This is a genomic window from Phaeobacter porticola (genome assembly GCF_001888185.1).
GTDB lineage: Bacteria > Pseudomonadota > Alphaproteobacteria > Rhodobacterales > Rhodobacteraceae > Phaeobacter > Phaeobacter porticola.
Genome location: NZ_CP016364.1, coordinates 2765974 through 2791896, shown reverse-complemented (window position 1 = coordinate 2791896; position 25923 = coordinate 2765974). Strand labels below are relative to the sequence as shown.

At 60.8% G+C, this 25923-nt stretch carries 24 protein-coding genes; 16 read left to right on the top strand and 8 right to left on the bottom strand.

Features of this window, described 5'->3' with window-relative positions; translation table 11 throughout:
• Positions 1 to 119 precede the first annotated feature (119 nt).
• From PhaeoP97_RS13375 to PhaeoP97_RS13360, 4 genes are all read left to right on the top strand, one after another.
• The gene (locus PhaeoP97_RS13375) at positions 120 to 629 is read left to right on the top strand and encodes a GNAT family N-acetyltransferase (RefSeq protein ID WP_072505482.1); all 510 of its coding nucleotides are present in this window, start codon (positions 120 to 122) and stop codon (positions 627 to 629) included.
• Positions 630 to 743: 114 nt separating this feature from the next.
• On the top strand, positions 744 to 1523 hold the full coding sequence (locus PhaeoP97_RS13370) for an EcsC family protein (RefSeq protein WP_072505481.1): 780 nt from the start codon (positions 744 to 746) through the stop codon (positions 1521 to 1523).
• A gap of 98 nt (positions 1524 to 1621) precedes the next feature.
• Complete coding sequence (locus PhaeoP97_RS13365; RefSeq protein WP_072505480.1) at positions 1622 to 2155, top strand: DUF1178 family protein; 534 nt, start codon at positions 1622 to 1624, stop codon at positions 2153 to 2155.
• A 13-nt stretch (positions 2156 to 2168) separates the two neighbouring features.
• Complete coding sequence (locus PhaeoP97_RS13360; RefSeq protein WP_072505479.1) at positions 2169 to 2810, top strand: SDR family oxidoreductase; 642 nt, start codon at positions 2169 to 2171, stop codon at positions 2808 to 2810.
• Positions 2811 to 2915: 105 nt separating this feature from the next.
• On the opposite strand, the gene PhaeoP97_RS13355 is transcribed toward PhaeoP97_RS13360, so the two are convergent.
• Positions 2916 to 4694, bottom strand: a complete 1779-nt coding sequence (locus tag PhaeoP97_RS13355) for a trypsin-like peptidase domain-containing protein (RefSeq protein ID WP_072505478.1) — start codon at positions 4692 to 4694, stop codon at positions 2916 to 2918.
• Positions 4695 to 4952: 258 nt separating this feature from the next.
• Here PhaeoP97_RS13355 and PhaeoP97_RS13350 point away from each other — a divergent pair, with 258 nt between their 5' ends.
• The 9 genes from PhaeoP97_RS13350 (at position 4953) to glmM (ending at position 17125) form a co-directional block, all read left to right on the top strand.
• Positions 4953 to 5882: a glycine--tRNA ligase subunit alpha gene (locus PhaeoP97_RS13350; RefSeq protein WP_072505477.1), complete on the top strand. Its 930-nt coding sequence runs from the start codon at positions 4953 to 4955 to the stop codon at positions 5880 to 5882.
• Positions 5883 to 5927: 45 nt separating this feature from the next.
• The gene (locus PhaeoP97_RS13345; RefSeq protein ID WP_072505476.1) at positions 5928 to 6461 is read left to right on the top strand and encodes a DUF6446 family protein; all 534 of its coding nucleotides are present in this window, start codon (positions 5928 to 5930) and stop codon (positions 6459 to 6461) included.
• 121 nt (positions 6462 to 6582) lie between these two features.
• Entirely contained in the window at positions 6583 to 7791 is a 1209-nt protein-coding gene (gene gltS / locus PhaeoP97_RS13340) for a sodium/glutamate symporter (protein WP_072505475.1), read from the top strand.
• Positions 7792 to 7800: 9 nt separating this feature from the next.
• Complete coding sequence (glyS, locus tag PhaeoP97_RS13335; RefSeq protein WP_072505474.1) at positions 7801 to 10110, top strand: glycine--tRNA ligase subunit beta; 2310 nt, start codon at positions 7801 to 7803, stop codon at positions 10108 to 10110.
• Positions 10111 to 10294: 184 nt separating this feature from the next.
• Positions 10295 to 12874 carry a putative PEP-binding protein gene (locus PhaeoP97_RS13330; RefSeq protein WP_072506479.1) on the top strand — a complete coding sequence of 860 codons (2580 nt, stop codon included), beginning with the start codon at positions 10295 to 10297 and terminating at the stop codon, positions 12872 to 12874.
• A 172-nt stretch (positions 12875 to 13046) separates the two neighbouring features.
• On the top strand, positions 13047 to 13694 hold the full coding sequence (locus PhaeoP97_RS13325) for a cell wall hydrolase (protein WP_072505473.1): 648 nt from the start codon (positions 13047 to 13049) through the stop codon (positions 13692 to 13694).
• A 149-nt stretch (positions 13695 to 13843) separates the two neighbouring features.
• The gene (locus PhaeoP97_RS13320; protein WP_072505472.1) at positions 13844 to 14764 is read left to right on the top strand and encodes a dihydroneopterin aldolase; all 921 of its coding nucleotides are present in this window, start codon (positions 13844 to 13846) and stop codon (positions 14762 to 14764) included.
• Positions 14761 to 15756, top strand: coding sequence for a dihydropteroate synthase (gene folP / locus PhaeoP97_RS13315; protein ID WP_072505471.1), 996 nt, complete (start codon positions 14761 to 14763; stop codon positions 15754 to 15756). Before PhaeoP97_RS13320 ends, folP begins: the two co-directional genes overlap by 4 nt.
• A gap of 22 nt (positions 15757 to 15778) precedes the next feature.
• Complete coding sequence (gene glmM / locus PhaeoP97_RS13310) at positions 15779 to 17125, top strand: phosphoglucosamine mutase (RefSeq protein WP_072505470.1); 1347 nt, start codon at positions 15779 to 15781, stop codon at positions 17123 to 17125.
• Between the two features lie 80 nt (positions 17126 to 17205).
• On the opposite strand, the gene PhaeoP97_RS13305 is transcribed toward glmM, so the two are convergent.
• The 3 genes from PhaeoP97_RS13305 to ilvC all read right to left on the bottom strand — a co-directional run bounded on the left by PhaeoP97_RS13305 (position 17206) and on the right by ilvC (position 20427).
• Positions 17206 to 18117 (bottom strand): DMT family transporter, encoded by a 912-nt coding sequence (locus PhaeoP97_RS13305; protein WP_072506478.1) that lies wholly within the window; start codon positions 18115 to 18117, stop codon positions 17206 to 17208.
• A gap of 138 nt (positions 18118 to 18255) precedes the next feature.
• Positions 18256 to 19254: a DUF2332 domain-containing protein gene (locus PhaeoP97_RS13300; protein ID WP_237028941.1), complete on the bottom strand. Its 999-nt coding sequence runs from the start codon at positions 19252 to 19254 to the stop codon at positions 18256 to 18258.
• A gap of 150 nt (positions 19255 to 19404) precedes the next feature.
• Complete coding sequence (ilvC, locus tag PhaeoP97_RS13295; protein ID WP_072506477.1) at positions 19405 to 20427, bottom strand: ketol-acid reductoisomerase; 1023 nt, start codon at positions 20425 to 20427, stop codon at positions 19405 to 19407.
• 132 nt (positions 20428 to 20559) lie between these two features.
• Here ilvC and PhaeoP97_RS13290 point away from each other — a divergent pair, with 132 nt between their 5' ends.
• From PhaeoP97_RS13290 to PhaeoP97_RS13280, 3 genes are all read left to right on the top strand, one after another.
• Positions 20560 to 21015, top strand: a complete 456-nt coding sequence (locus PhaeoP97_RS13290) for an Lrp/AsnC family transcriptional regulator (protein ID WP_072505468.1) — start codon at positions 20560 to 20562, stop codon at positions 21013 to 21015.
• Positions 21012 to 21470 (top strand): Lrp/AsnC family transcriptional regulator, encoded by a 459-nt coding sequence (locus PhaeoP97_RS13285; protein ID WP_072505467.1) that lies wholly within the window; start codon positions 21012 to 21014, stop codon positions 21468 to 21470. Before PhaeoP97_RS13290 ends, PhaeoP97_RS13285 begins: the two co-directional genes overlap by 4 nt.
• Positions 21471 to 21617: 147 nt before the next feature.
• Positions 21618 to 22742 carry an aminotransferase class V-fold PLP-dependent enzyme gene (locus PhaeoP97_RS13280; RefSeq protein ID WP_072505466.1) on the top strand — a complete coding sequence of 375 codons (1125 nt, stop codon included), beginning with the start codon at positions 21618 to 21620 and terminating at the stop codon, positions 22740 to 22742.
• An 11-nt stretch (positions 22743 to 22753) separates the two neighbouring features.
• Here PhaeoP97_RS13280 and PhaeoP97_RS13275 read toward each other — a convergent pair whose 3' ends face one another.
• The 4 genes from PhaeoP97_RS13275 to PhaeoP97_RS13260 all read right to left on the bottom strand — a co-directional run bounded on the left by PhaeoP97_RS13275 (position 22754) and on the right by PhaeoP97_RS13260 (position 25858).
• Positions 22754 to 23455, bottom strand: a complete 702-nt coding sequence (locus PhaeoP97_RS13275; RefSeq protein WP_072505465.1) for a M50 family metallopeptidase — start codon at positions 23453 to 23455, stop codon at positions 22754 to 22756.
• Positions 23456 to 23457: 2 nt separating this feature from the next.
• Entirely contained in the window at positions 23458 to 24654 is a 1197-nt protein-coding gene (locus PhaeoP97_RS13270; protein ID WP_072506476.1) for a UbiH/UbiF family hydroxylase, read from the bottom strand.
• 105 nt (positions 24655 to 24759) lie between these two features.
• Positions 24760 to 24999, bottom strand: a complete 240-nt coding sequence (locus tag PhaeoP97_RS13265; RefSeq protein ID WP_072505464.1) for a hypothetical protein — start codon at positions 24997 to 24999, stop codon at positions 24760 to 24762.
• A gap of 217 nt (positions 25000 to 25216) precedes the next feature.
• The gene (locus tag PhaeoP97_RS13260) at positions 25217 to 25858 is read right to left on the bottom strand and encodes a pyrimidine 5'-nucleotidase (RefSeq protein WP_072505463.1); all 642 of its coding nucleotides are present in this window, start codon (positions 25856 to 25858) and stop codon (positions 25217 to 25219) included.
• Between the last annotated feature and the right edge of the window lie 65 nt (positions 25859 to 25923).

Sequence of the window (25923 nt, the reverse complement as noted above, 5' to 3'; positions counted from 1 at the left end):
TGTTAGGCCGATGACCAGCCTGCCGGGAGAGATTGCCGCGCGCTGTGGGACAAAGCCCGCAGGTGCGGCAGTGATGATCAGTGTCAGCAGGACGGCGACGGGCGTGGAGGCAGGGCGGCGTGATTGAACTGAAGGCAGAGCAGCCCGAAGACCGCTGGGAGGTCGAGGCGCTATATGATCTGTGTTTTGCGCCGGGTCGCGAGGCGTTGTCGTCCTATCGCCTGCGAGAGGGGGTGCCCCCGGTCAGCGGGCTGAGCCAGGTGGCGCGGGATGCAGACGGTATTCTGGCCGGTGCGATCCGATTCTGGCCGGTGCAGATTGGCACGGGGCAAATGCCTGCTTTGCTGTTGGGCCCGGTTGCAGTGCACCCAACCCATCAGGGGGAGGGATTGGGCGGTGCGCTGATCCGCGACAGCCTTGCCAAGGCGGCAGAAACCGGGTGGTCGCGTGTGCTGCTGGTGGGGGACGCCCCCTATTATGCGCGGTTTGGGTTCTCGGCGCTAGTTGGCGTTGCCATGCCGCCACCGACGAACCCGGATCGGGTGTTGGGGCTGGATCTTGTGCCAGGTGGCTGGGCGGGGATAAGCGGCGCGGTTCAGCGCTGGCGGGGTGTGCACACCCCATCGTGAAATTATCGGGTGTGAAAGGCCTCGCGTGACTGGTCGGTGTCGGTGCTGGCACGGCGGCGAACCTTGAAATACGCGGCAGCAAGACAAATGTTTTTATGAACATGAGGGTATGCGATGACCGAGACTCTGACGCCTGATACTGCGCTGACAAAACCACTGGACGCGGCTGCCGTGGAGGCAGAACTGGAGACGCTGGCCAAACGCTATCGCGCGGCGGGGGGGTTGGGCATCCAGATCCTGAACCTGCTTGGCGGATCCGCAGACAGCTTGCTGGACAAGCTGCCCGCACCGGTGCGCAATGGGTTGGACAGTGCAACGCAACAGGCGCTTTTGCTGGCGATGCAGGGCGCAAACGGATCGCGGCGCGTGGTGCCGGACCAGCCTGCGGGCGTGAATCGCGCGGTCAGTGCCGCCATGGGTGCCGCTGGCGGTCTGGGTGGCTTGCCCGGGGCGTTGGTCGAGCTGCCCGCCACCACCGCATTCCTGTTGCGCAGCATTCAGGGTGTGGCTGCCGAGGAAGGCTTTGACCCTGAGGCGGAGAATGTCCGGTTTGACTGCATCCGTGTCTTTGCAGCCGCAGGACCACTGGCGTCGGATGACGGTGCTGACCTAGGCTTTTTGACGCTGCGCCTGGGGCTGACTGGCGGAGCTTTACAAAAGATGATTGCACAGATCGCCCCACGGCTGAGCGTGGTTCTGGGGCAGAAACTGGCAACACAGACGGTTCCGGTTCTGGGGGCCGTCGCCGGGGCCACGACCAATTTTGTCTATGCGGGCTACTATCAGGAAATGGCGCGGGTTCATTTCGGTCTGCGCCGTCTTGCTGTTGCGGCGGATCAACCGCATGAGGTTCTGGTGCAGCGCTTGCAGGATCGCCTGCTGGCCCCGCGGTAAGGGGTTCCATAAGGGTGATCTGGTCGGGGCGGTGCTTCTGCCCTTGAACTTATGGGGATTGCAGATTTAATCATCCCCTCCTGATAAGAGTGGTGACCATGATACAATACGCTCTGAAATGCGCAGACGGGCACAGCTTTGACAGCTGGTTCCAGTCGGCTGCCGCTTTTGATAAGCTGGCAGCGGCGGGAATGGTTGCCTGCGTGCAATGTGGGTCCAGTCTGGTAGAAAAGGCGATTATGGCACCACGGGTACGCCCGGGACGCACGGCCGTGTCATCGGTGGGGGAGGCTGATTCAACCCCGCCGAGCGCTGATAAGGCATCATCAAATCCCGCAGGTGCTGCTGTGGCGGTGAACACCACACCCCCTGCGACCAAACCGGGCGTCGGCGCGCTGAGCACTCCTTCGGGAGAGCTGGAGACAGCGATGGCAGAGATGCGTCGCAAAATTGAGAAAAATTCAGATTACGTGGGCAAGGATTTTGCCAGTGAAGCACGGGCCATGCATCTGGGCGATGCGCCAGAGCGGGCGATCCACGGCGAGGCCAAGCCAGAGGAGGCCAAGGCCCTGATCGAGGAGGGCGTACCGGTGCTGCCCTTGCCATTTCGACCCAATAGAAAAACCAATTGAAGGAAGACCGTTTATGCATGTCGTCGTGACAGGAACCAGCCGGGGCATTGGCCGTGAATTGGTGGCCAAGCTGCGGGAGGAGGGGCACGAGGTGACCGGCACCTCGCGCGATCATTCCTCTGGTGTGCGACTGGATGTGACTGATCCCGGTCAGCAGGCGCGGTTTGCCGCGCAGCTGAAGGGGCGTCCGGTGGATCTTCTGGTCTGCAATGCCGGGGTCTATCTCGATAAATCGATGGCGCTGGAGGATTATTCGGCTGAGGTTTGGGGCAAGACGCTGGCGGCCAATGTCACCGGTGTCTTCCTGACGGTGCAGGCGCTGTTGCCGAACCTGCGGTTGGCGGCGGATCCGAAGATCGCCATCATTTCCTCGCAGATGGCGAGCCACGCCCGCGCGCCCGGCGGCAGCTATGCCTATCGCGCCTCCAAGGCGGCGGCGCTGAGCATCGGGCGCAATCTGGCGACGGATCTACTGCCTGAGGGGATCGCTGTCGGCATCTATCATCCGGGCTGGGTGCGCACCGATATGGGCGGGCAGGACGGCGAGATCTCGGTCGAGGAATCGGTGGCGGGCCTGATGCATGAGTTTGATGTACTGAGCACGGAAACGACCGGCTGTTTCCACGGTTGGGATGGCCGCATCCAAGCCTATTGATCCACGCCGCATACGCCATTGCGCAGGCGTATCTGGATATACGACAAAGGCCGGAGCAGATGCTCCGGCCTTTGTTGATTTTTGGAGTGCCGTGGCAGCGGCTGATCACTCCCAGCAGCTGACCAATACGGTCATACCGCTGGCCTGACGGGTGAGGGCACCAACGGGCAGGGCCGTGGCCCCGGCGCTGGCGTCTGTGGCGGTCACCCCGGCGGTGCTCAGAGCACTGCGCAGGCTATCGGCGTTGGCGGCGAAGCTGACTCCGTCGGGCAGCTGGTTGGCACCTATGTTCTGGCTCAGCAACATGCCTTGGACGGCGCCATCAGTGGTCAGCACCGGACCGCCTGCATCACCCGGCTGGCTGGTCAGTTGCAAACGCGAGACACCTGCGTTGCCGCTGAGGTCCTTCACATCCTGCAGGCTGCCCCAGCTGAGGCTGGGAGCGCCCAGAACGCCCTCATAGGAAAAACCGGACACGGCGATATCGGACTGGAGGCGCGCAGAGGCGCTGGCGAGATTGGCAACGGCCATTGGAGCGAGCGGCTCAACCGGGCGCAACACGGCAATCCCCGCAGCGCTGTCGTTAAAGGCAACCTCGGCCTGATATTCATGATCCAGCGTCACGCGGGCGCAGCCAGCAACCACATCAGAAGTGGTCACAACGCTGCCCTTGGCATCGACATAAAAGCCCGAGCGCGACAGGCGCGGTTTGCGCACGTCGAGACCGGAGACCAGATCGACATTCTGCGGTGCATCGGCACCGGCGGCAGGGTCAAGCACACCATCAACGCGGGCAAAGCTGGCTTGCATTGCGGCCAGAACGCGGGCGCGGCGGTCATCGTCGCCCATGGGCCAGACCAGAGTGAAGCCTTTGATCTCTCCGTTGGCAAGGCGGGCCTCTGTGTAAGAGACGATGCCATTGCCGCGCCCCTCAAGAGTGAAGCTATTGCCGCTACGCTGACGGGGGCCGTCCAGCGGCACAATTTTCAGCGTCTGCATGATGTCATAGAGGCCAAACAGCGTGCGCTGATTGCCGGGTTGGCTGATCAACAGAACCTGAGCGCCAAGATCGCCGCTGCTCTTGTAAAGCGCGAAGGGAGATTCGTAGCGGTCAAACGTCACCTCAGCAGCGGGTATCTGCATCGCGATACCGGCCTTGGTGTCGGTCACGGCTGTCATCCCAACTGAGATCAGCGGCGCGTTGTATTCATCCATCAAGGCTTGACGCTGGGCGGTGGTCAATACACCGGTGGGCGCATAGCCACGCGCGGTCTGCCAGTCGGACATCGACCCGCGGGTGCCCCGGCCAAACGCACCATCAATGGATGAGGTGTAGAACCCGGCCGCCTTGAGCGCGATCTGCAGATCCTTGCGTTCATCGCGGGTCAGCCGGGATTCGCTGCGGCGTGCCTCTGCCGGAGTCTCATCGGGCAGTGCGGTTTGCACTGGTTCGGTCGGCGCTTCGGTTGCGACCGCGGGGTCAATGGGCTCCAGAACCGGGCTGTCGACGGTTGGCTGCGGTTCGGTGTTTGCAGTGGCCGCTGTTGGGTAGAACTGATTGCCCAGATTGTTGCCAAAGGCGATGAAGCTATCGCGCGGGATCTGACCTTCGGCGCGGTAGACCTGCAATACGCGGTCTGCGTCGGTGCGCGCATAGGGGCCAAGCACAATGCCGTACCAACCACCGCCAAGAGCAAAACCCGACACATCCGGCAGCTGTGCTGCGAAATTTTGCGCTTCGGCCTGGGCTTCTCGCAGCGAGGCGCGCGCGGCGACCTGGATCCAGACGGTGTCCTGCGAGGATTGCTGGGCATGAACAACGCCCGAAAAGGCGGATGCCAACGTCATCAGGGCAAGCGCCAGCGTAGCTATCAAAGTCTTCATCAAATGGCCTCTATCCGGGTGATCTGTTGTTGGCGCGCACATAACCACTTTCGCAGCGCAAAGGGAACTCCTGTTCGCAGGGGGAAAACCACGCGTTTGATGCCAAATCCGGGCTTTGGCGTGGGACTGACCGCATCGACGGGGAATGGCGCGCTGTTCTATGTTGCCATAGCGGCCTGCGCTGCGATGCGCCGTTGACCCTAGGCCGGGGCTTGCATAGGAAGAACCCCGGATTTGCTGCCCCCATAGGGAAGAAACATGACCGACACCAAAGGCGCCCCGCGCTCATTCCAAGAGATTATTCTGAGGCTCCAGAATTACTGGGCCGCCAAGGGCTGTGCGGTGATGCAGCCGTATGACATGGAAGTCGGCGCCGGCACCTTCCACCCGGCGACCACGCTGCGCTCGCTGGGGTCCAAGGCCTGGGCCGCGGCCTATGTGCAGCCCTCGCGCCGTCCGACCGATGGCCGCTATGGCGAAAACCCCAACCGGTTGCAGCACTACTACCAGTATCAGGTGCTGATCAAACCCTCGCCGCCGAACCTGCAAGAGCTGTATCTCGGCTCGCTGGAAGCGATCGGCGTTGATATGGACATGCACGATATCCGTTTCGTCGAGGACGACTGGGAAAGCCCGACGCTGGGCGCCTGGGGGCTGGGCTGGGAAGTATGGTGCGATGGTATGGAAGTTTCGCAGTTCACGTATTTCCAGCAGGTTGGCGGCCACGATTGCCATCCGGTATCGGGCGAGCTGACCTATGGTCTGGAGCGTCTGGCGATGTATATCCTCGGCGTTGATCACGTGATGGACATGCCGTTCAACGACCCGGATGCGCCAATCGCGATGACCTATGGCGATGTGTTCAAGCAGACCGAGGAAGAATACGCGCGCTGGAACTTTGACGTGGCCAACACCGAAGTCCTGCTGCGTCATTTTGAGGAGGCCGAAGCCGAATGCGCCGCCATTCTGGCGCAGGCGCACATCGACCCCAAGACCGGCAAACGCATCATCATGGCGCACCCCGCTTATGACCAATGCATCAAGGCAAGCCATGTCTTTAACCTGCTGGATGCGCGCGGCGTGATTTCGGTCACCGAACGTCAGGCCTATATCGGCCGGGTGCGGACGCTCGCCAAACAATGCGCCGATGCTTTTGTCCTGACCGAGGCCGGCGGTCACGCGGTCTGATCCGCTCCCGGTTTCCAGCCTGATTTCCAGTAGGAGTCCACTGACATGGGCAAGTTTCTCTCGCTGATCCTTATCCTCTCGGGCCTTTTGGCCGGGGGGGCAATGTATTACCTGCAAATCTACGGCTTTTACGAAGACGTGGAGCTGCAACCGGGCCGAGATGTGATGCTGGTGCCGCTGGGCGAGGAGACAGCTAAGCCGATCCGCTACAGCGGGTTTGAGGCTATTGACGCGGGCAGCTCGCCGATCCGATATCGTGCCTGTTTCCGCACGGATCTGACGCCAGAAGCGCTGGCACAGGTGTTCACCCTGTCCGAACAGAAAGAGCCACGCAATGCGCCGGGCTGGTTTGACTGCTTTGATGCCGCCGCCATCGGGGCCGCGCTTGCGAATGGGCATGCGCAGAGCTTTTTGTCGGCCAAGAACATCTCGTACGGTGTAGACCGGATCGTGGCCGTCACCGATGATGGGCGCGGCTATGTCTGGCACGAGCTGAATGATTGCGGCCAGAAAGCCTATGACGGCACCGTCGTGGGCGAGGAATGCCCGCCCCGGCCCGAGGCTGGTGAAAATAACTGAGATTGATAGGAAAGACCGCATGGCGGACGTGTGCGGTCTTTTCTGACACGACGGTTTTGTCAGCCCGCATATGCTGATGCCCACAAGACGACCGGCTGCGAAAGGCTGACCCTCACCCGATATGGATGCGCAGATCAACATACCGGACTTTATCTCGCTGACGTTGGGATTTGCTGTTTACCTGCTTGGGGCGCGGCTTAACGAACGTGTCCCGGTCTTGCGCCGGTTCAATATTCCCGAACCCGTCAGCGGTGGGCTGTTGGCGGCTGTGGTCGTGATGATCATCTATAGTGTCGGTGGTTGGGCGATTACGTTTGAAATGGCGACGCGTGACTATCTGTTGGTGCTGTTCTTTGCGGGCATTGGCTTGAATGCCCGATTGGCGGATCTGGTGGCCGGTGGTCGCCCGCTGGTGCTGCTGTTGATCCTGACCTTTCTTGCGATCCTGGCGCAGAATGTGATTGGCGCAGCTGGCGCGTTGCTATTTGGCTATCCGCTACAGGTCTCTGTGCTGTTCGGGTCCGCTGCGCTGATTGGCGGTCATGGCACTGCAATTGCTTGGGCGCCGGATGTGGCGGCGCAAACCGGTTTGACTGGCGCGGCAGAGCTGGGCGTTGCAGTGGCCACGCTGGGGCTGGTGCTGGCGGCCTTGATTGGCGGGCCGGTTGCGCGGTTCCTGATCAACCGCCACGGGCTGACCCCGGCGCGCCCGAATGAGGAGCCGACCGTGGGTCTGGCCCACGATGCCGCGGATGTTCCTGCGATTGATCATCTGTCCCTGATGCGGGTGATGCTGCATCTGAATGTAGCCATTATCATCGGCTACTTCTCCTCCTTTGCGCTGGACGCCGCTGGGCTGAAGCTGCCGCTGTTTGTGCCCTGCCTGATCGCGGGCATCGTGCTGGCCAATCTGCGCACGGTTCTGATGCCAAATGCCGCCCTGGTGGCGCGCACACCTGCGCTGGCGCTGATATCCGAGTTCTCGCTCGGGGCCTTCCTCGCCATGTCGCTGATGAGCCTGCAGTTGTGGACACTCTCCAGCCTGGGCCTGGCGATTGCAGTGATTATGCTGGCGCAGACCGTGTTCACTGTCGCCTTCGTCCTGTTCGTGCTGTTTCCGCTCTTGGGGCGGGGCTATCGCGCCGCTGTGTTGGCCGCCGGCTTTGGCGGCTTTGCGCTGGGCGCTACCCCAACGGCCATTGCCAATATGACAGCCGTGACCAAACGCTATGGGCCGTCGCCTATTGCTTTTGTTGTGCTCCCCCTTGTATCCGCCTTCTTTGTTGATATCGCCAATGCCATCGTCATCCAGGCGATTGTGAATTTCTGAGGACACCCGATGCCCGATCTGCTGATTGAACTCTTTTCCGAAGAAATCCCGGCCCGTATGCAAGCGCGTGCGGCTGAGGATCTGAAAAAGCGTATGACCGATGGTCTGGTCGAGGCGGGTCTGACCTATGCGGGCGCTCACGCGCTGTCGACGCCGCGCCGTCTGACGCTGGCCATGGAGGGGCTGCTGGAGCATTCCCCAACCGTGCGCGAAGAGCGCAAAGGGCCGAAAGTGGGCGCGCCGGACAAGGCGATCGAAGGTTTCCTGCGCGGGGCTGGCCTGACCCGTGATCAGCTGGAGGAGCGCGACACGCCGAAGGGGGCGGTCTATTTCGCCACCATCGAAAAGCCGGGCCGCCCGGCGGCAGAGATCATTGCCGAGGTGCTGGAAGATACCATCCGCAATTTCCCCTGGTCGAAATCCATGCGCTGGGGCACCGGCAGCTTGCGCTGGGTGCGTCCGTTGCAGTCGATCCTCTGTATCCTGTCCAAGGAAGACGGTGCTGAGGTTGTGCCGCTGGATATCGACGGCATTGCCTCGGGCAACACCACCTACGGCCACCGTTTCATGGCGCCCGATCAGATCACGGTCACCGGGTTTGACGATTACGCCGCCAAGCTGAAGCGCGCCCATGTGGTGCTGGACCCGGCGGAGCGGGAAGCGGCGATCTGGCAGGAGGCCACCAATCAGGCCTTTGCCAGCGGTCTGGAGGTGGTCGAGGACAAGGGGCTACTGGCGGAGGTCGCCGGTCTGGTGGAATGGCCGGTGGTGCTGATGGGTGCCATCGATGATGAGTTTCTGGCCCTGCCGCCGGAGGTTTTGCAGACCTCGATGAAGGAACACCAGAAATTCTTCTCCGTGCGCAATCCCAAGACCGGGCGGATTGAGAAATTTATCACCGTCGCCAACCGTGAGACCGCCGACAATGGCGCGACCATTCTTGCGGGCAATCAAAAGGTGCTGTCGGCGCGTCTGGCCGATGCCAAGTTCTTCTGGGAGAATGATCTGCGCACGGTCACCGAACACGGGTTTGAGCCTTGGGTGGCGAAGCTGGGCAATGTCACCTTCCACAACAAGCTGGGCACGCAGGCGGCACGGATTGACCGCATCGCCGCGCTGGCGCGCGAGATTGCGCCGGTCGTCGGCGCGGATGCCGATCTGGCAGAGCAGGCCGCACGGGTTGCCAAGGCCGACCTCAGCTCCGAAATGGTCTATGAGTTCCCTGAGTTGCAGGGCCTGATAGGCCGCTACTACGCGGAGGCGGCTGGCCTGCCACAGGACGTCGCCAATGCCTGCGAAGCGCATTACTCACCGCTTGGCCCGTCGGATGATGTGCCGACAGAGCCGGTGTCGGTTGCTGTGGCGCTGGCGGACAAGCTGGACACGCTGACTGGGTTTTGGGCGATTGATGAAAAGCCGACCGGGTCAAAAGACCCCTTCGCCTTGCGCCGCGCCGCGCTGGGGGTGATCCGGCTGGTGCTGGGGAATGAAAAGAAACTCAATATGAACGATGCGCTTCGTTGGGGGTTCGCAGCGCATATGTATGAGCAAACGACATTAAGTATTGCAGATGGTTTCGCGCATGACAAAGAAGTTGCGAAAGCACTGAGGATCAAGGAAGTCGACGTAGAACGCATTAGAGAGAAGTACTCCAAAATTCATGAAGGGGATTTGGCTGGAAGTGCTTCGAGGGAAAGAGCGTTGTATGCGGAGCTTGGATTGGATGATGATCAATCCAACGAGCTGAAGCGCGTAGTTTCTATCATGCACTTTTTCAATGAAGTGTTTGGGTTGCCTAACCTCCTCTCCTTCTTCCACGACCGCCTCAAGGTCTTCCTGCGTGATCAGGGTATCCGCCATGACGTGATCGACGCCTGCATCGCGATGGACGGCAATGATGACCTGACGCTGCTGGTGAAACGGGCGCGTGCGCTGGAGGATTTCATGGCGTCTGACGACGGCCCCAACCTGTTGCAGGGCTTCAAGCGGGCCAACAATATTCTGGCGCAGGCCGAGGAGAAGGATGGGGTCGAGTATTCCTATGGCGCGGACAAGAAATTCGCTGAGGATGACAGCGAGATTGCCCTGTTTGATGCGTTGGCGAGTAGCGAGGGGGCGATCTCTTCGGCCATCGGGGCCGAAGATTTCGCGGCTGCCATGGGCAGCATGGCCGCATTGCGCGCGCCCGTGGATGCGTTTTTTGAGGCGGTGCAGGTCAATTCTGACAATGAGGTGGTGCGCCGCAACCGTCTGAACCTGCTGAGCCAGATCCGCAAAGTCTGCGGTCAGGTCGCCGATCTGACCCGGATCGAAGGCTGATCTCCCCCACGGGGCGCGACTTAGCCGCGCAGCCCGTGGCAGCAAACATCTGGAAACCGGGGCGATCGCAGGGTCGTCCCGGTTTTCTCCTTTTTGTCCACGTGCTTTTCCTTGCGGGAACGGGCGACAGGGCTATGCTGCATAGCAAAGGAAAGGTGCCGCAGTGCAGAAACATGATCAAGACATGGGAGGCCCCACCCGCGATGAGACGCCGGATTCCGTGCTGATCACGCCGGTGGCGCCGATTGCCAACCACACCCATGGTGGACGGGCGAAATGTCTGCAGCGTTTGGTGCGACTGGATCTGCCGGTGCCGCGCACCGTGGCGCTGTCGTTTCAGGCGGTGCATGGTATTGCCCAGGGCGAGATGCCGGATATGGCAGCGATTGTTGAGGCGTTTCCGGCGGATGCGCTGTTGTGTGTGCGGCCATCGTCGCAGGATCCTGATTGGGGCGGCCCCGGCGCGATCCTGAACATCGGCATGAATGACGCGCGGTATGTTGACCTGTGCGATAGTCTGGGGCGCGATGGGGCGGCGGCGCTGTATCTGCGGTTTGTGCAATCTTATGCCGTGCATGTGGCGCGGCTGGACCCGGATGTGTTCGATGATGTCGAAGACGGTGGCCCGGATGCGCTGAGCGAGGTTCTGCACGCCTATGAGGCCGAGACCGACGAGCCGTTTCCGCAGGATCCGGCGGAACAGTTGGCGGCGGTGCTGCGTTCGATGGCGCGGGCCTGGGAAGGCACCTCGGCCCGGCTGTTGCGGCAGGCCAAGGGCGCGCCTGCGGATGCGGGGCTGGGGCTGGTGGTGCAGGAAATGGTGCCCGGCTTTGGCCAGGGCGAATGCGGCTCGGGCGTGTTGCAGCTGGTCAATACCAAGACCGGGCAGCCGCAGATCACCGGGCGCTACCTGAGCCAGAGCCAGGGGCGTGATGCGCTGGGGGCGGGTGCGGAGGCGCTTTACCTGGAGCGGGATCCGCGTGGGCCGTCACTGGAGGAATCGGCGCCGGAAGCCTTTGCCGACCTGAAATCCCATGCGCGGTTGATGCGGCAGCGTCTGCGCGAGGAAATGCAGGTGGAATTTGTGATCGAAAGCGGGGCGGTGCATCTTCTTGATGGGGTGCGCGTCACCCGCTCGGCGCAGGCAGCGGTGCGGATTGCGGTGGCGCTGGCTGAGGATGGTATCATTGCGTGCCAAGAGGCGGTAATGCGGGTGGACGCCCGTATCCTGACCGAGCTGTTACACCGGCAGGTGGCACCCGGCGCAACTCGCGACGTCATCGGCAGCGGTATCGCTGCCAGTCCTGGTGCTGCGACGGGCCGTTTGGTGTTCACCGCTGCCGAAGCACAGGCCAGCGCCGCGCGCGGCGAGCCGTGCATTCTGGTGCGGCGCGAAACCTCGCCCGAGGATGTGCGCGGTATGCATGCCGCCGCCGCGGTTCTGACGGAACGTGGCGGTATCACCAGCCATGCGGCGGTGATTGGCCGGGGGTTGGGGCTGCCCTGCATTGTGGGGGCGTCGAATTTGAAGTTTCACACCCGGCGCAAGCAGCTGGTGGCGGGCGATGGCCGCCTGTTCACCCGCGGTGATATCCTCACCATAGATGGCAGCAGCGGTCAGGTGCTGGCAGGCGAACCGGACATGATGGAAGCAGCTGAGGATGGCGCGTTTCAGACTCTTTTGACCTGGGCAGATGCGGTGCGTGACATTGATATTCGGGCCAATGCCGACACCCCCGAGGATGCCATGACCGCGCGTAAATTCAACGCGCAGGGGATCGGACTGTGCCGGACGGAGCATATGTTCTTTGATCCCGGCCGGTTAACGGTCATGCGCGAGATGATTTTTGCCGAAACTTCGGATGGCCGTGCGGCGGTGCTGGCGCGGCTGTTGCCAATACAACGCGAGGATTTTCAGGCGCTGTTCCGCATCATGGAAGGGTTGCCGGTCTGTATCCGGCTGTTTGACCCGCCGCTGCATGAATTTCTGCCGACCTCCACAACCGGGCAGCGCGAGTTGTCAGAGGCGCTGGGCATCCCGGTGAGTGATGTGACTCGGCGGGTTGAAGAGATGGAGGAATATAACCCCATGCTCGGCCTGCGCGGCGTTCGGCTGGGGGTTACTGTGCCGGAGATCTACGACATGCAGGCGCGCGCCATCTTTGAGGCGACGCTTGACGCCTCCAAGGAGGGTGCACCGGTGGTGCCGGAGATCATGATCCCGCTGGTGTCGGCCGCACGCGAGGTGGAACTGGTCAAGGCCCGTATTGATGCAGTGGCTCTGGCGGTGAAGGCCGAACGCGGCGAGGATTTCACTTATCGTCTGGGCGTCATGGTCGAAACACCGCGTGCTGCGTTGCGCGCCGGTGAGATTTCTCCCCATACCTCCTTTCTCAGCTTCGGCACCAATGACCTGACCCAGATGACCTATGGATTGTCGCGGGACGATGCGGGCCGGTTCATGTCGGCCTATGTCAACCAAGGCGTCTTTCCCGAAGATCCGTTTCATGTGCTGGATACTGACGGGGTGGGGGAGTTGCTGAAACTGGGTGTTCAGCGTGGCCGGGCGGAGAACCCGGATATCACTCTGTCGATTTGCGGAGAGCATGGCGGCAACCCCGAATCGATTGCGTTTTGTCGCGAGGCAGGGTTCGATTACGTCTCCTGTTCCCCGTTTCGGGTTCCCGTCGCACGGCTTGCTGCGGCGCAGTTGGCGATTTCCAGCCAAACCGGAGATTCACCGCACCAATCCGTAAAACCCTAAGGAAAACAAGGGGGTTTCACGGGATCGAAGAGAAGGGGCGATTTGACGCTTGTCCAGGGGTGCACAGGGTGCGCGCTCCTGTCGCTGGACGTTTTCAGGGATTTCGACTAGGAGGTGCGATCGCGTGACGTTGGGATGGCCGTGCGCGACCTTGTCTAGTGGGGATACCCTAATGAAGATTTTGACAGTAGCTGCCGTGTTTGCTGCCGTGTTCGCGGCAGCCAAAGTTGTATATGCGGATTCCGGATTGGACGCTTTGTTCAAACGTGAACAATCCACATTGAACGCCGTACCGACCGGGCGTTTGAACCATTTTTTCAATTTCAATCGTGCGGCCAAGAAGGCCAAGCCGACCGAAGTGAAATACACCCGAGGCTGGCTGGATACGATTCCGGCTGCAAAGGGAGGCGACAATTTTGCCTGTCTGGCTGAGGCGCTCTACTTTGAGGCACGTGGCGAGACGGTCAAGGGGCAGTTTGCCGTAGCCGAAGTGATCATGAACCGTGTGAAATCTGCGCAGTTTCCCAACAGTCTGTGCGGGGTGATCAATCAGGGAACCGGGCGCAAATACCAATGCCAGTTTACCTATACCTGCGATGGTCATAAGGAAGTGATCCGTGAGAAGACCGCTTTTGAACGGGTGTCGAAAGTTGCGCGCCTGGTGATGGATGGCGCCACAACTGGCATCACCGATGGGGCAACCTATTATCACACCACCGCCGTGCGCCCGCGCTGGAGCAAGAGCTTTACCAAGACTGCGCGGATCGGTGTACATCTGTTCTATCGTGATGATCGTTTCCGGACTGCGTTGAACAACTGAGGGTTGCAGGATGCGGCTGCGGCGGGCAAGGAAAGCCCGTCAGCGCCGCTTTCGGCCACTGGTATGGCGCATGGAAGCCTGTTATCCGGCCGTCGTAGATTTATGCTGGAACCTCACCGCCAAACCGCCAGTCCAGGGGCCCCACCGTTATGTCTTCAGAAATTCGTCTCGCCTTTGCGCACCCGTCAGAACGGTCGGAAGCCACCGCCACACGAGGGACGCTAGACCGAATTTCCCTGCGTGACCACATCGTCGAGGTGGAGATTGGCGCGTTTCAGGCTGAGCGTGGCACCACCCAGCGAATCTGTTTTAATGTTGTGGTCGAGATCGCTCCGTTGCCTGCGGATCTGGATGATGATGTGGATCGCATTCTCTCTTATGACCGTGTGAGCGAGGCCATCGCGCATGAGCTATCGGAAGAGCGGCTGAACCTTCTGGAAACTCTGGCTGAGCGTATCGCCGAGCGTATCCTGCTGGAACCGCAGGCCGTGCGGGCCTTTGTGCGTATCGAAAAGCTGGATCGCGGTCCGGGGGCGCTGGGCGTCGAAATCGTGCGCGCACGTGATCAGGTTGCCAGCGATGTGGACAGCGAAGAGCGCCCGCACCCACGGCTGATGTACCTCTCCAACGCGGCGATTGACGGTGACAACCTCGCGGCCTGGATCGATCAGATGCAATGCCGTCAGCGTCCGCTGATTCTTTGTGTTGGCGCACACGATATGGCAACCCCGCAGACGGGCCATAAATGGACCCAGCGGCGGATTGATCTTTTGTCCATCGAACAGAACGCATGGCGGCTGGCTGCAAAGGATGACCGCTGTGTTGTCGTGTCGACGCGAACAGAGCTGGACTGGGCCATGAAAAACGGGCAGATTTGCGTTTGGGCGCCGTCAAAAATCGTTTTGGATGCGGTAGATGGCCCCTCGGCGCCACCGTCCGAAGCCGTGGCTCTGGCGGCGTGGTTTGCTGGTACGTTTGAGGCCGGTGAGATGATTGTGATTGGTGCGGCACTGCCCGAAAATCCGGGGGTGCCTTTGCGCGCCGTGGCTGTGGAGCAGACGCAACTGTGAGTTATTACCGACCGCTTGTTCAACATGGCGATGCCCGTCCCGAGGGGGCGATGCCTCTGATCAGCGGCGCACTCTGGTTTACCGAAGTTGAAGTCCTGGAGCGGGGTGCCCCACCGCGGGTGATGCCTGCCGGTCTGCTGCCCGAACATGTGCGGCATCGCCTGACCGCCCGTCGCGCTACGATTGCAGGTCTCGACATGACCCAGCCGCAGATCATGGGTATCCTGAATGTGACGCCAGACAGTTTCTCTGATGGTGGTCAGCATAATGATGTCAGCGTTGCCTGCGATACCGCGCTTCAGATGGTGGCAGATGGGGCCAGCATCATTGATGTCGGCGGCGAATCCACCCGTCCGGGTGCCGCCCTCGTGCCGGAGGAGGAGGAGATCCGTCGCACCGCGCCGGTGATCGCCGCGATCCGGGCCAAGTCGGAGGTGCCGATTTCCATCGATACCCGCAAGGCTGTGGTGCTGGCAGAGGCGCTGGAGGCTGGTGCAAGCCTGACCAATGATGTGTCCGGCTTCACCTTTGATCCAGCGCTGGCACCGTTGACCGCGCAGGCCGGAGTGCCCGCGTGCATTATGCATGCGCAGGGCGATCCTGAAACCATGCAGGAAAACCCGCAGTACGCAGATGTACTGCTGGATATCTATGATTTTCTGAGCACGCAGATCGACCGGTTGGAAGACACTGGTGTGGTACGTGAGCAGATCGTGGTTGATCCGGGCATCGGTTTTGGCAAGACGCTGGAGCATAATCTGGTTCTATTGCGCAATCTCAGCTTATTTCACGGGCTAGGCTGTCCGATCCTTTTGGGTGTTTCGCGCAAAGGGTTCATCGGGAAAATCGGCCATGCGCCGGATGTTGCCGCCCGTGCACCGGGGTCCATTGCAGTAGGGCTTGCAGCATTGGCCCAAGGCGTGCAATTCCTGCGGGTGCATGATGTTGCCGAGACGGCGCAGGCGGTTCGCCTGTGGCAATCCGTCAGATAAGAACCCGACCGAAAGGGCCGATATGCGCAAATTTTTTGGCACCGATGGGGTGCGTGGCACTGCCAATACTCATCCCATGACCGCAGATATGGCGCTGCGTATCGGCGCGGCCGTAGGCCGGTATTTCCGCCGCGACGCATCGGGTGTGCACCGCGTGGTGATCGGCAAGGACACACGCCTATCGGGGTATATGTTTGAAAGCGCACTGACGGCGGGGCTTACCTCGACGGGTATGAACGTGCTGTTGCTTGGCCCTGTGCCGACGCCGGCGGTAGGCCTGATGACACGGTCGATGCGGGCGGACCTGGGGGTGATGATCTCTGCCAGCCACAATCCGGCGGCGGACAATGGGATCAAATTCTTTGGCCCCGATGGGTTCAAGCTGTCCGACACTGTCGAGATGGAGCTGGAGGCGCTGATTGAAGCGGGCGTTGAGCCTGCGCAAGCGCAGAACATCGGGCGTGCCAAACGGATCGACGATGCGCGGTTCCGCTATGGTGAACGTGTCAAAAGTTCGTTGCCCCGCGATATCCGCCTGGATGGGCTAAAAGTGGTGATCGACTGCGCCAATGGCGCTGCCCACCGTGCCGCGCCAGAGATCCTTTGGGAATTGGGAGCCGATGTCATTGCGGTGGGCGTCTCGCCTGATGGGACCAATATCAATCGCGATTGCGGTTCTACACAGCCGGGGACCGCTGCTGAAACAGTGGTGGCCCATGGGGCCCATGTCGGCATCTGTCTGGACGGTGATGCGGACCGGGTGATCATTATTGATGAAACTGGCAGGGTGGCCGACGGCGATCAGCTGATGGCGCTGCTGGCGACCCGCTGGGCCGAGGACGGTCTGCTGGCAGGCAATGCGCTGGTGGCAACGGTTATGTCGAACCTCGGGCTAGAGCGTCATCTTGATGCGCGCGGCATCGGTCTGGAGCGGACCGCCGTCGGTGACCGTTATGTGGTCGAGCGGATGCGCGAAGGTGGGTTCAATCTGGGCGGCGAGCAATCCGGCCATATCGTGATGTCGGATTATGCCACAACCGGCGATGGGCTGATGGCGGGGCTGCATTTTCTTGCCGAAATGATCCGCTCGGACAGGCCGGCCTCGCAGCTGTCGCAGCAATTCGCCCCGGTGCCTCAGCTTCTGAAAAATGTGCGCTTTGCGGCTGGGCAAGCACCGCTGGAGACTGATCAGGTGCAGAATGCGATCAAGGCGGCAGAGACATCTCTGGCCGGGCAGGGGCGCCTATTGATCCGAAAATCAGGCACTGAACCGCTGGTTAGGGTCATGGCGGAATGCGAAGACGCCGCCGTGCTGACCGATGCGGTGGACCGTGTGGTTGCTGCAGTTGAGGCGGCTGTCGCTGAATAACCCGGCGTCGCCCCTGGTATCTGGAGCGGTAAAACCAACCTGCGGCCTGCATCGGCGGCGGGTATGCTTTTGTCGCAGGTCTACCCGTTGCGCACGCCAGCAAACAGCCGCCGCAACGCGCCAAGCTGACTGATGCACAGGCCGCCGAGGATCAGCAGCATCGCCAGCATCATAGACGGCGGCAGGTCCTCGCCCAGGAAAATCGCCCCCAGAACAACGGCCCAGATGGGAACCTGGTAGTTGGTCAGGGTCATGAAGGTTGGCCCGGCTTCACGGACGACGATAACGCGCAGCAGATTGGCGGCAGCGGTTGGGATCAGACCCAAAACCGCTGCAATCATAAGAGTGCGGTTGTCCGGAATAACCAAGGGTCCTTCGGCGAGCCAGGCCGTGGGTATGATCACGGCAGAGCCGATTACCAGCATGATCGCGGCCAATCCCAATGGGTCTGCTGGTGGCAGGCGGCGGGTCAGGATGGAGCTGATCGAATAACAGGCCGCAGCCGCCAGGCAGGCGGCACGGCCATAGGCCTCTAATGCGGCGCCGCTGCTTTCAAATGCCTTGCTGCCGAGCAGGACCGCGACCCCGGCAAAGCCGATGACAAATCCGATAAGGCGACGCAGGGTCAATTGCTCTCCGGGGATGAAGACATGTGCCAAGGGCAGCACCATCAGCGGGATCGCCGCCATGCTGACGCCGGTGAAGCCAGACGAGACATGCTGCTGCCCCCAAGAGATCAGCATGAAGGGCAGTGACGTGCTGAGAATGCCAATGACGATCAGCGACGGCCAATTTGTCTGGCCTTTGAACAGCTTGAACCCGCGCGCGCCCCAGATTGCGCTGAGCAGCAGTGCCGCAAACCCAATGCGGCTGGCCGCCAGCCAGAAGGGTGTTGTGCCCTCTAGCGCAAGCTTGATCAGCAGGAATGTCCCACCCCAGACCAAGCCAAGGATGGCGATCATCAGCCAGTAGCGCGGTGCGATGTCGGGCATGGGGTCCTCCGCCGGTTCACCGCGCGACATGACCCCGCCGCGCGCGTTGGGTCAATGGCAATTGCTTTGTTATCTATCGAAACATTGCGGCCTTTGACGCCTAAGTGATACCCGCGGTGGATCATACCGGCATCGCGGCTATTGGGCGACCCAATCGAGCGACTGCCCATGGGGGCCGGTCCAAGCCTCGGGTACGCCATTCTGCGTCAGTAGGAATAGGTGATCTCGGGATTGTCCGGTCTGTGGCGAAAATTGTGGGAATACGCGCGCGCTCTCGTTGCTCAACCACACGGCCTGCGAGGCCTGCATCTGATCGGCAAACGCTTCGCGGTCGCGTTGGCCTGAAACATAGGTCAGTACGGCGCTGTGAAACACCACCAAAGTTGCATCGCGCGGCGCCTCTGCCATCAGGTCAGCGAGGTCGTGGCGTAAATCTCCTTTGTGGATGTGCAGATGCTTGCGCCTGGCCACGTTGATCGCGGCATTGAGATTGGCAAGACGTTCTGTTTGCTCTGGCCAGACGAGCGTCCGCAACCAGGACATGTCGCTTTCACAGCGGACATCCAGCGGGTTGCAGTCAAGGCCAGCCCGCCAGACCACCTGGGGTTGTGCCTTTGGCAGCGGTGTGCTGCCTGTCACATGACAGTGAAAAACGGGAGCCGCATCAGCATTGTTACCAAGGGGTTGCAGCGTCGCCGTGCCCCAATCATAGCCATATGCGTCGGGTTGCAGGCAGAGACCCGCGGAAGCGCCGATTTCCAGCAGGGCAATTGGCCCGTCGATCCCGGCAAAGGAGGGAAGCAAAGTCGCACATCGTCCGGGTTCGTTGGTCTGCGTCATTCGCTGCATCATCAGGCTTGCGATGGCGATACCGTGGTCTTCTAATTGCGCGTCCAGCTCTGCGGGCGAGGTCGGTAGGTTGTCGATGCTGCGAAGGGCGGCCAGAAACAGGTTAGGTTGGCGCTTGTGTGCGGGCAGTTGCACTAGAAAATCGAGACAGAGGGACGAAGAGGCAATTGTCTCTGCCAGCCAAGCATAGGTAGGGGACACGCCATGTGCTTCGATGCGAGCAAACCGCCGGTAGCGCTCGGCCAAGGCCATCATCTCAGGGTGTTGTGTGTTTACGGCACGGTGCATGCGGCAACTTTAGTGTAAGCGCTGCCATAGAGCTATATCGCAGGCTCTGTGCGGCGTTTGTTCAACGTAAAAAGACGCGCCAGAGAGGCGCGTCTTTAATCTGCTGTCGAAGGTTGGGGTGGCCGGATTAGCCGCCCCAGTCTAAGCGCCTTAGTTTTTCTCTTTGTCGACCATTTTGCCAGCCGAGATCCAAGGCATCATATCGCGCAGCTTGCCGCCGACCACTTCGATCTGGTGCTCGTCGTTGGCACGACGCGACGCTTTGATTGTGGGCTGGCCCACAGCGTTTTCCAGCATGAAGTCGCGCACGAACTTGCCCTGCTGGATGTCTGTCAGGACGTCTTTCATGGCTTTCTTGGTCTGCTCGTAGGGCAGGATGCGCGGGCCGGTGACGTACTGGCCGTATTCTGCGGTGTTGGAGATCGAGTAATCCATGTTGGCGATACCGCCTTCGTAGATCAGGTCAACGATCAGCTTGGTTTCGTGAAGGCATTCGAAATAGGCCATTTCAGGCGCGTAGCCTGCTTCGACCAGGGTCTCAAAACCGCAGCGGATCAGCTCAACAATGCCACCGCACAGAACGGCCTGCTCGCCAAAGAGATCGGTTTCGCATTCTTCGCGGAAGTTGGTCTCGATGATGCCGGAGCGGCCGCCACCGATGGCGGAGCAATAGGACAGGCCGATTTCCAGCGCTTTGCCGGTGGCGTCGGTGTTAACAGCCACGAGGCAGGGCACGCCGCCGCCTTTGGTGTATTCGCCGCGTACGGTGTGACCAGGACCTTTGGGGGCCATCATGATGACGTCAACGCCTTCTTTCGGCTCAATCAGGCCAAAGTGCACGTTCAGGCCGTGGGCGAATGCAATCGCAGCGCCCGGCTTGATGTTGTCATGGACGTATTTCTTGTAGGTTTCGGCCTGCAGTTCGTCGGGCATGGTGAACATGATCACGTCACACCAGGCTGCGGCTTCGGCGATACCCATGACCTGAAGACCTTCGCCTTCGGCTTTCTTGGCAGAGGCAGAGCCTTCGCGCAGCGCAACAACAAGGTTCTTGGCGCCGGAATCGCGCAGGTTCAGCGCGTGGGCGTGACCCTGAGAGCCGTAGCCCAGGATAGCCACTTTCTTGTCCTTGATCAGGTTAACGTCGCAGTCGCGGTCATAGTATACACGCATGATCATCGTCCTTATGTTTCGTGTTTGAGGGCATCATAGGGTGTTCTGGGGGGCGAAGTAGGCCTAGTGTGAATGAATATCTTACGAAATACGCAATAGTTATTCTCCAAAACGTTATATAGTGTAGATTTCATGCTTGATGACCTTGACCGACGCATACTTCGCCATCTTCAGGCAGATCCGGGACAATCGCTGCCTGATCTGGGGGATCGCCTTGGCCTGACCGCATCGCGGCTGTCGCGGCGGCTGGACAAGCTGCGCGAGGGGGGCGTCATTCTCGGCCAGCGGGCAGTGATTGACTGGCGCGCCCTGGGCTACGCGGTGGAAGTGTCGCTACGCATCACGCTGGACAAGACCAATTCGCGGGCTTTTGACGAGTTTATTCCCGCCGCACGCGAGATCCCTGAGGTGCTGGAGATCCAGACCTTTCTGGGGCAGGTGGATGTGCGGCTTTCGGTGATTGCGCGGGACATGCCGCATTATCAGCAAATTTACCGCGCCGCGATCCTGACACTGCCGCATATCACCGATATCGAGGCGCTGATGCATGTGGCGCGGATCAAATCGGACGAGGCGCTGCCGATATGATCCAGTTAGACGAGATAGATCACGCCTTGTTGCGCGCACTCAGCCGGGATGCCACGCAAACGGCGGGGGCTTTGGGGCGCGAGCTGGGCCTTAGCCAGCCGGCCGCGTGGCGCCGCATTCGCCGGTTGCAGGAGGCAGGCATTATCACCGGGCGTAAACTGGATCTGGATGCAGGCAAACTGGGCTTTGGCGTGACTGTATTTCTGGGCATCAAGCTGGCCACCAAAGGGCGGGTCAGCCTAGAAGATTTCGAACGCGCGGTGTCGGCCATCCCCGAGGTGCAGACGGTGGAACATATTCTGGGCATGTATGATTATCGCCTGCGGGTCACCGCCCGGGACATTGCCGATTTTGAGCGGGTGCTGCGGCGGCGGGTGATGACGCTGCCCGGCGTGGGCAGTGTCGATGCAAATGTGCTGCTGAGCGAGGAACGCAGGCCGGGGCCGCTGGGCTAGGGCAAAGGCTCCGGAATATGCGGGTTTTGCAGATAATCCTTCAATCAGCGCAGACTTGAGACGCGCGCGCGCCTCTGCCAAGACTTGTGACAACGGCGTGTCCGGCAGCGGGTCCGGCTCGCCCTTTTCTACAACAAGGAGTGTGACATGGCCCTATTGGATAGTGTTGACCCACAGGGTCTGGATGAATTCTCGGTGGTGTTTACGGACCGGTCGCTTAACCATATGTCCCAGGTGTTTCAGCAGGTGATGCTGGATATCAATGCCATGTTGAAAGAGGTCTATAATGCCGATGCTGTTGCTTTGGTGCCTGGTGGCGGTACCTTTGCAATGGAGGCCGTGGCGCGCCAATTCGCCCAGGGCGCTGATGCGCTGGTGGTTCGGAACGGCTGGTTTTCCTATCGTTGGAGCCAGATTTTTGAAACCGGCGGTATCACCGCCTCTGCGAGGGTGATGAAGGCACGCCAGACCGGCAATACTGCGCCATCCCCCTTTGCACCGACCCCGATCGAAGCGGTGGTCGCCGCCATCCATGAGCAAAAACCGGATGTGGTATTCGCCCCGCATGTGGAAACCTCCGCCGGGGTGATTCTGCCGGATGACTATATCCGCAGCCTTGCCACGGCTGCGCATGACGTGGGCGCGTTGATGGTGCTGGACTGCATTGCATCGGGCTGTGCCTGGATCGATATGGTGAAGACAGGTGTCGACGTGCTGATCTCAGCGCCACAAAAAGGCTGGAGCGCTGCGCCTTCGGCCGGGTTGGTAATGCTGTCACAGCGGGCACTGGACCGAATGGAGCACACCACCTCTGACAGTTTTGCGATCAATCTCAAACAGTGGCACATGATCATGCAGGCCTATGTGGCAGGCGGTCATGCCTATCACGCGACAATGCCAACGGATGCGCTGCGGACGTTCCGCGATACCATGCTGGAGACCAAAGAATACGGGTTCGATCGCCTGCGCGATGCGCAATGGGCGCTCGGCGATAGGGTGCGCAAGCTGCTGGCGGAGCGGGGCGTGATCTCGGTTGCGGCCGAAGGCTACGGCGCACCGGGCGTGGTGGTAAGCTATACCAGCGACCCGGATGTGCAGAACGGCAAGAAATTCCTGGCGCTGGGCACTCAGATCGCGGCGGGCGTGCCGCTGCAATGTGACGAGCCTGCCGGGTTCAGTACCTTCCGGCTGGGTCTTTTTGGTCTGGATAAGCTCTACAATGTCGAGGCGACGGTAGCGCGGCTCACCAAAGTGGTGGATCAGGTTCTCTGATCCGCTTGAGGTCAGGACGTGGGTTTAAGGCTACGCCAGCTGATATTGCTGGCGGGGCCCAGCCCGTAGCGCAGGGTGACGCAGATCATTGCAAGGCTGATCGTCAGCCAGAGACCACCCCAGAGCATTGTTGCACCGCCAAATTCTTCGGCCATCATTCGCGCGTCTGACCGCAGATAGGCGCGGGCGATTGTATCGTCGTAGATGTCGAGCGGGGCATAGATCATGCTGCTGATGCCGATCACCCGTAGGATCATGTCATTGGCCGCGAGGCTGAAATATCGCGCAGCGGCCAGCATTGCGGCACCAGTTGCCAGGGTAAACCCAAGCGCAAAGAGATCGCGGATATAGACTGCGGCAACCGCCAGCGTCACGCCCCCAAAAAGCGCCAGGACCGTGCGGTCCCAATCCGTGCGCAGCGCAATCACAAAGAGCGCCGAGCCGATGACAAGCGATCCGGTATAGCCTGCCGTCAGTGTCAGGAACCGGTTGCCACCACGCGAGATCACCATGCCGCCTTCGCTGGGATCAATGGTCAGGCTAACCACCTCGCCACCGGTCAACAGGGTTGCCGCTGCATGTGACAGCTCGTGGAGGAAAACGGTCAGGATCCGCAGCGGCAGCACCGCCTGCGTTGGCCAGAGGATGGCAATCACCACTGCCAAGCATATCAGCTGCCAATGTCCCCTGAAGATGCGGCTTAGGGTCTGCATTCTTATTTGACGCCTAGCCCCATCTGCATCAGCGTCTTGCGCACCGGTGCCAGTGAATAAAGCGCGTTCAGGCCAAAGGCGCGCAGATCACGCAATGGGCGTGGTGCCAACATGGAGGTGCGGTTCAGCAGATCGATTCCCTTGACCCGCATCAGAATGTCGCTGTGGCGGGCCTTGTGATAGGCGTCCAGCATGGTGGCGTCTCCCAACCCTTCGGAACGGGCTTGGGCCAGCTCTAGCAATATGCGCAGATCGCCAAGCGACATGTTCAGCCCTTGCGCCCCGATGGGGGGCACAACATGGGCAGCCTCAGCCATTAGCGCAAGTCGCTCGCCGTTCAGTCGCTGTGCAGATTGGCTGATGATCGGCCATATACTGCGGCGTGAGGCGAGCCGTAGCGTGCCCAGCACACCGCAGCTGCGGCTGTTCATTTCCTCTTCAAAAGCGTCGGTGTCCATCCTTTGCAACGCTTGTGCGCGCGGACCGCGTTCCATCCACACAATGGCTGAGGACGGTCGGCCGTTGTGATCGGGCAGCGGCACCAGGGTGAAGGGCCCGCCGGAGCGGTGGATTTCGGTTGAAACATTTTCGTGGGGCAGGTCGTGGGTCACGGCAAAGGCCAGTGCCTTTTGCCCGTAGCGCGTCGTGCGCACAGGGATGCCAGCCGCTCGTCGCATAGGCGAGTCGCGCCCGTCACAGGCCAGCACGAGGCGGGCGGTGATGCAGGCACCGTCGCTCAGGGTGACCTGAGCGGTGCTGGTCCGGGTGAACAGGCCAGTTGTGGCAAGGCCAGGGCGGAAATCGACGGTGTCCAGTTCGCTCAGCCGGGTCAGCAATTCGCGCCGCAGCAGCCAGTTGGGCAGGTTCCAGCCAAAAGGCTGATCAGAGATATCGGCGGAGTTGAAATCCTTGATCACACGCGGCTCAGAGAGGTCCCCGCCGGCATCAATGATCCGCATGACCCGCAGCGGTGCTGCGTGGCTGTCCAGGTGATCCCAGATTCCGGCCTCTTGCAACAGCGCGCGGCCCGGTTGCAGGATGGCTGTGGTGCGCAGATCGGCGCCTGTGTCATCGCGCCCGGTGATCGGAGGCATGGGATCAACACAGATCACCTTGAACCCGGCTGCGCCAAAGGTCGCCGCTGCGGTCAGCCCTGCAATACCGCCACCAGAAATCAGAATATCACAGCCATTTTCCATCGAACCTGCCTTTCGTCGTTGCAATTGAGATAGGCCTGTGCCGGTCTGAATGACAAGCGACATACTGTCCTTTTTCGCGGGGGGGAGTGCGCAGTTGCAGCAGCCCTAGCCGCGCGTGATCATCACCAGCAGGACAAACATGATGCCTGTTTTGGCCACGGCTGGCAGGAACAGCGCTGGCAGCCCCCAGATGGCAACGGCGAGGCCCCAGAGCAGCACGTAGAACAGGATTGCCAAGAGCGCTTTGGTTGCGTTTACCTGCGTGCTGTCTGTGCGCGGTGGCGGTGATGCCGTGGCAGCGGTAGCGGTCCGGGGCTGGTGCTCGTCAAACGTCAGGTCATTCATCAGGCGTCATCCTAAACTTGGGTGTTCAGCGCCGCGCGGGGACTGGCAAGGCCGTGCACGTGTCGCTTCATTGATGACTGCCATATATACCTTACGCTTTCTGGCAGAAGGTCGGTGCGGCGGCGCGCCACAGGGGTGCGACAGGATGCGCAGCGCAGCAGTCTCGATCCTATCCGGCCAACAATGCAGAGCCAACGTGAGGCTGTGCCGTTTCGGACTATAACAGCCCGAGAAAGCGGGTCAGATCATCTGTGTGGTGATGGATATGCGCGCCGGTGATCGCGGTTGGTGCCACATGCACGGTGCGCATTCCCAGATTATGCGGCGCCTGAAGGTTGCGCGGGTCATCCTCGAACATTGCGGCCTGTTCAGGCTCGACCCCGGCTTTGGCAAAGATGATGTCAAACGCCTGACGCTCAGGCTTGGGGCGGTAATTTGCGTGCTCGACCCCATAGACTTCATCGAAACAGCCGTCCAAACCGCGTGCCGCCAGCACCTGTTCTGCATAAGGGGCAGTGCCGTTGGTATAGATGATCCGCTTGCCAGGCAGGTTTTGGATCCGCTCGGCCAAGAGCGCGTCGGGTTCCAGATCGTCAAAGCTGATGTCATGCACAGCGACCAGAAACGGATCGGGGTCGATGTCGTGATGCGCCATTAACCCGGCCAGGGTGGTGCCATGGTCGCGCCAATAATCATCGCGCAGCTTATTTGCGAGCAGCCTGTCAACGCCAAGAGCTGTCATCACATAGTCCGTCATCTTGATCTCGATCTGATCAAAGAGCCGAGCGGACGGGTGATAGAGGGTGTTGTCGAGATCGAACACCCAATGACGGACGTGGGAAAAAGATTGGGCTACCATGACCGAGGACCTAGGCTGTCTGATGTTTGATTGCAACTGTTGCCGCCAGTTGGTGGATCTCTGCA

Bases quoted from the DNA above. Each gene is read 5' to 3' on its own strand.
- PhaeoP97_RS13265 (WP_072505464.1), bottom strand. From the start codon at position 24,999: ATGAATGACCTGACGTTTGACGAGCACCAGCCCCGGACCGCTACCGCT.
- PhaeoP97_RS13305 (WP_072506478.1), bottom strand. From the start codon at position 18,117: ATGCCCGACATCGCACCGCGCTACTGGCTGATGATCGCCATCCTTGGC.
- PhaeoP97_RS13275 (WP_072505465.1), bottom strand. From the start codon at position 23,455: ATGCAGACCCTAAGCCGCATCTTCAGGGGACATTGGCAGCTGATATGC.
- PhaeoP97_RS13365 (WP_072505480.1), top strand. From the start codon at position 1,622: ATGATACAATACGCTCTGAAATGCGCAGACGGGCACAGCTTTGACAGC.
- PhaeoP97_RS13345 (WP_072505476.1), top strand. From the start codon at position 5,928: ATGGGCAAGTTTCTCTCGCTGATCCTTATCCTCTCGGGCCTTTTGGCC.
- PhaeoP97_RS13370 (WP_072505481.1), top strand. From the start codon at position 744: ATGACCGAGACTCTGACGCCTGATACTGCGCTGACAAAACCACTGGAC.
- gltS (WP_072505475.1), top strand. From the start codon at position 6,583: ATGGATGCGCAGATCAACATACCGGACTTTATCTCGCTGACGTTGGGA.
- PhaeoP97_RS13330 (WP_072506479.1), top strand. From the start codon at position 10,295: ATGGGAGGCCCCACCCGCGATGAGACGCCGGATTCCGTGCTGATCACG.
- PhaeoP97_RS13300 (WP_237028941.1), bottom strand. From the start codon at position 19,254: ATGCACCGTGCCGTAAACACACAACACCCTGAGATGATGGCCTTGGCC.
- glmM (WP_072505470.1), top strand. From the start codon at position 15,779: ATGCGCAAATTTTTTGGCACCGATGGGGTGCGTGGCACTGCCAATACT.
- PhaeoP97_RS13260 (WP_072505463.1), bottom strand. From the start codon at position 25,858: ATGGTAGCCCAATCTTTTTCCCACGTCCGTCATTGGGTGTTCGATCTC.
- glyS (WP_072505474.1), top strand. From the start codon at position 7,801: ATGCCCGATCTGCTGATTGAACTCTTTTCCGAAGAAATCCCGGCCCGT.
- PhaeoP97_RS13320 (WP_072505472.1), top strand. From the start codon at position 13,844: ATGTCTTCAGAAATTCGTCTCGCCTTTGCGCACCCGTCAGAACGGTCG.
- PhaeoP97_RS13285 (WP_072505467.1), top strand. From the start codon at position 21,012: ATGATCCAGTTAGACGAGATAGATCACGCCTTGTTGCGCGCACTCAGC.
- PhaeoP97_RS13325 (WP_072505473.1), top strand. From the start codon at position 13,047: ATGAAGATTTTGACAGTAGCTGCCGTGTTTGCTGCCGTGTTCGCGGCA.
- ilvC (WP_072506477.1), bottom strand. From the start codon at position 20,427: ATGCGTGTATACTATGACCGCGACTGCGACGTTAACCTGATCAAGGAC.
- PhaeoP97_RS13280 (WP_072505466.1), top strand. From the start codon at position 21,618: ATGGCCCTATTGGATAGTGTTGACCCACAGGGTCTGGATGAATTCTCG.
- PhaeoP97_RS13290 (WP_072505468.1), top strand. From the start codon at position 20,560: ATGCTTGATGACCTTGACCGACGCATACTTCGCCATCTTCAGGCAGAT.
- PhaeoP97_RS13270 (WP_072506476.1), bottom strand. From the start codon at position 24,654: ATGGAAAATGGCTGTGATATTCTGATTTCTGGTGGCGGTATTGCAGGG.
- PhaeoP97_RS13355 (WP_072505478.1), bottom strand. From the start codon at position 4,694: ATGAAGACTTTGATAGCTACGCTGGCGCTTGCCCTGATGACGTTGGCA.
- PhaeoP97_RS13350 (WP_072505477.1), top strand. From the start codon at position 4,953: ATGACCGACACCAAAGGCGCCCCGCGCTCATTCCAAGAGATTATTCTG.
- PhaeoP97_RS13360 (WP_072505479.1), top strand. From the start codon at position 2,169: ATGCATGTCGTCGTGACAGGAACCAGCCGGGGCATTGGCCGTGAATTG.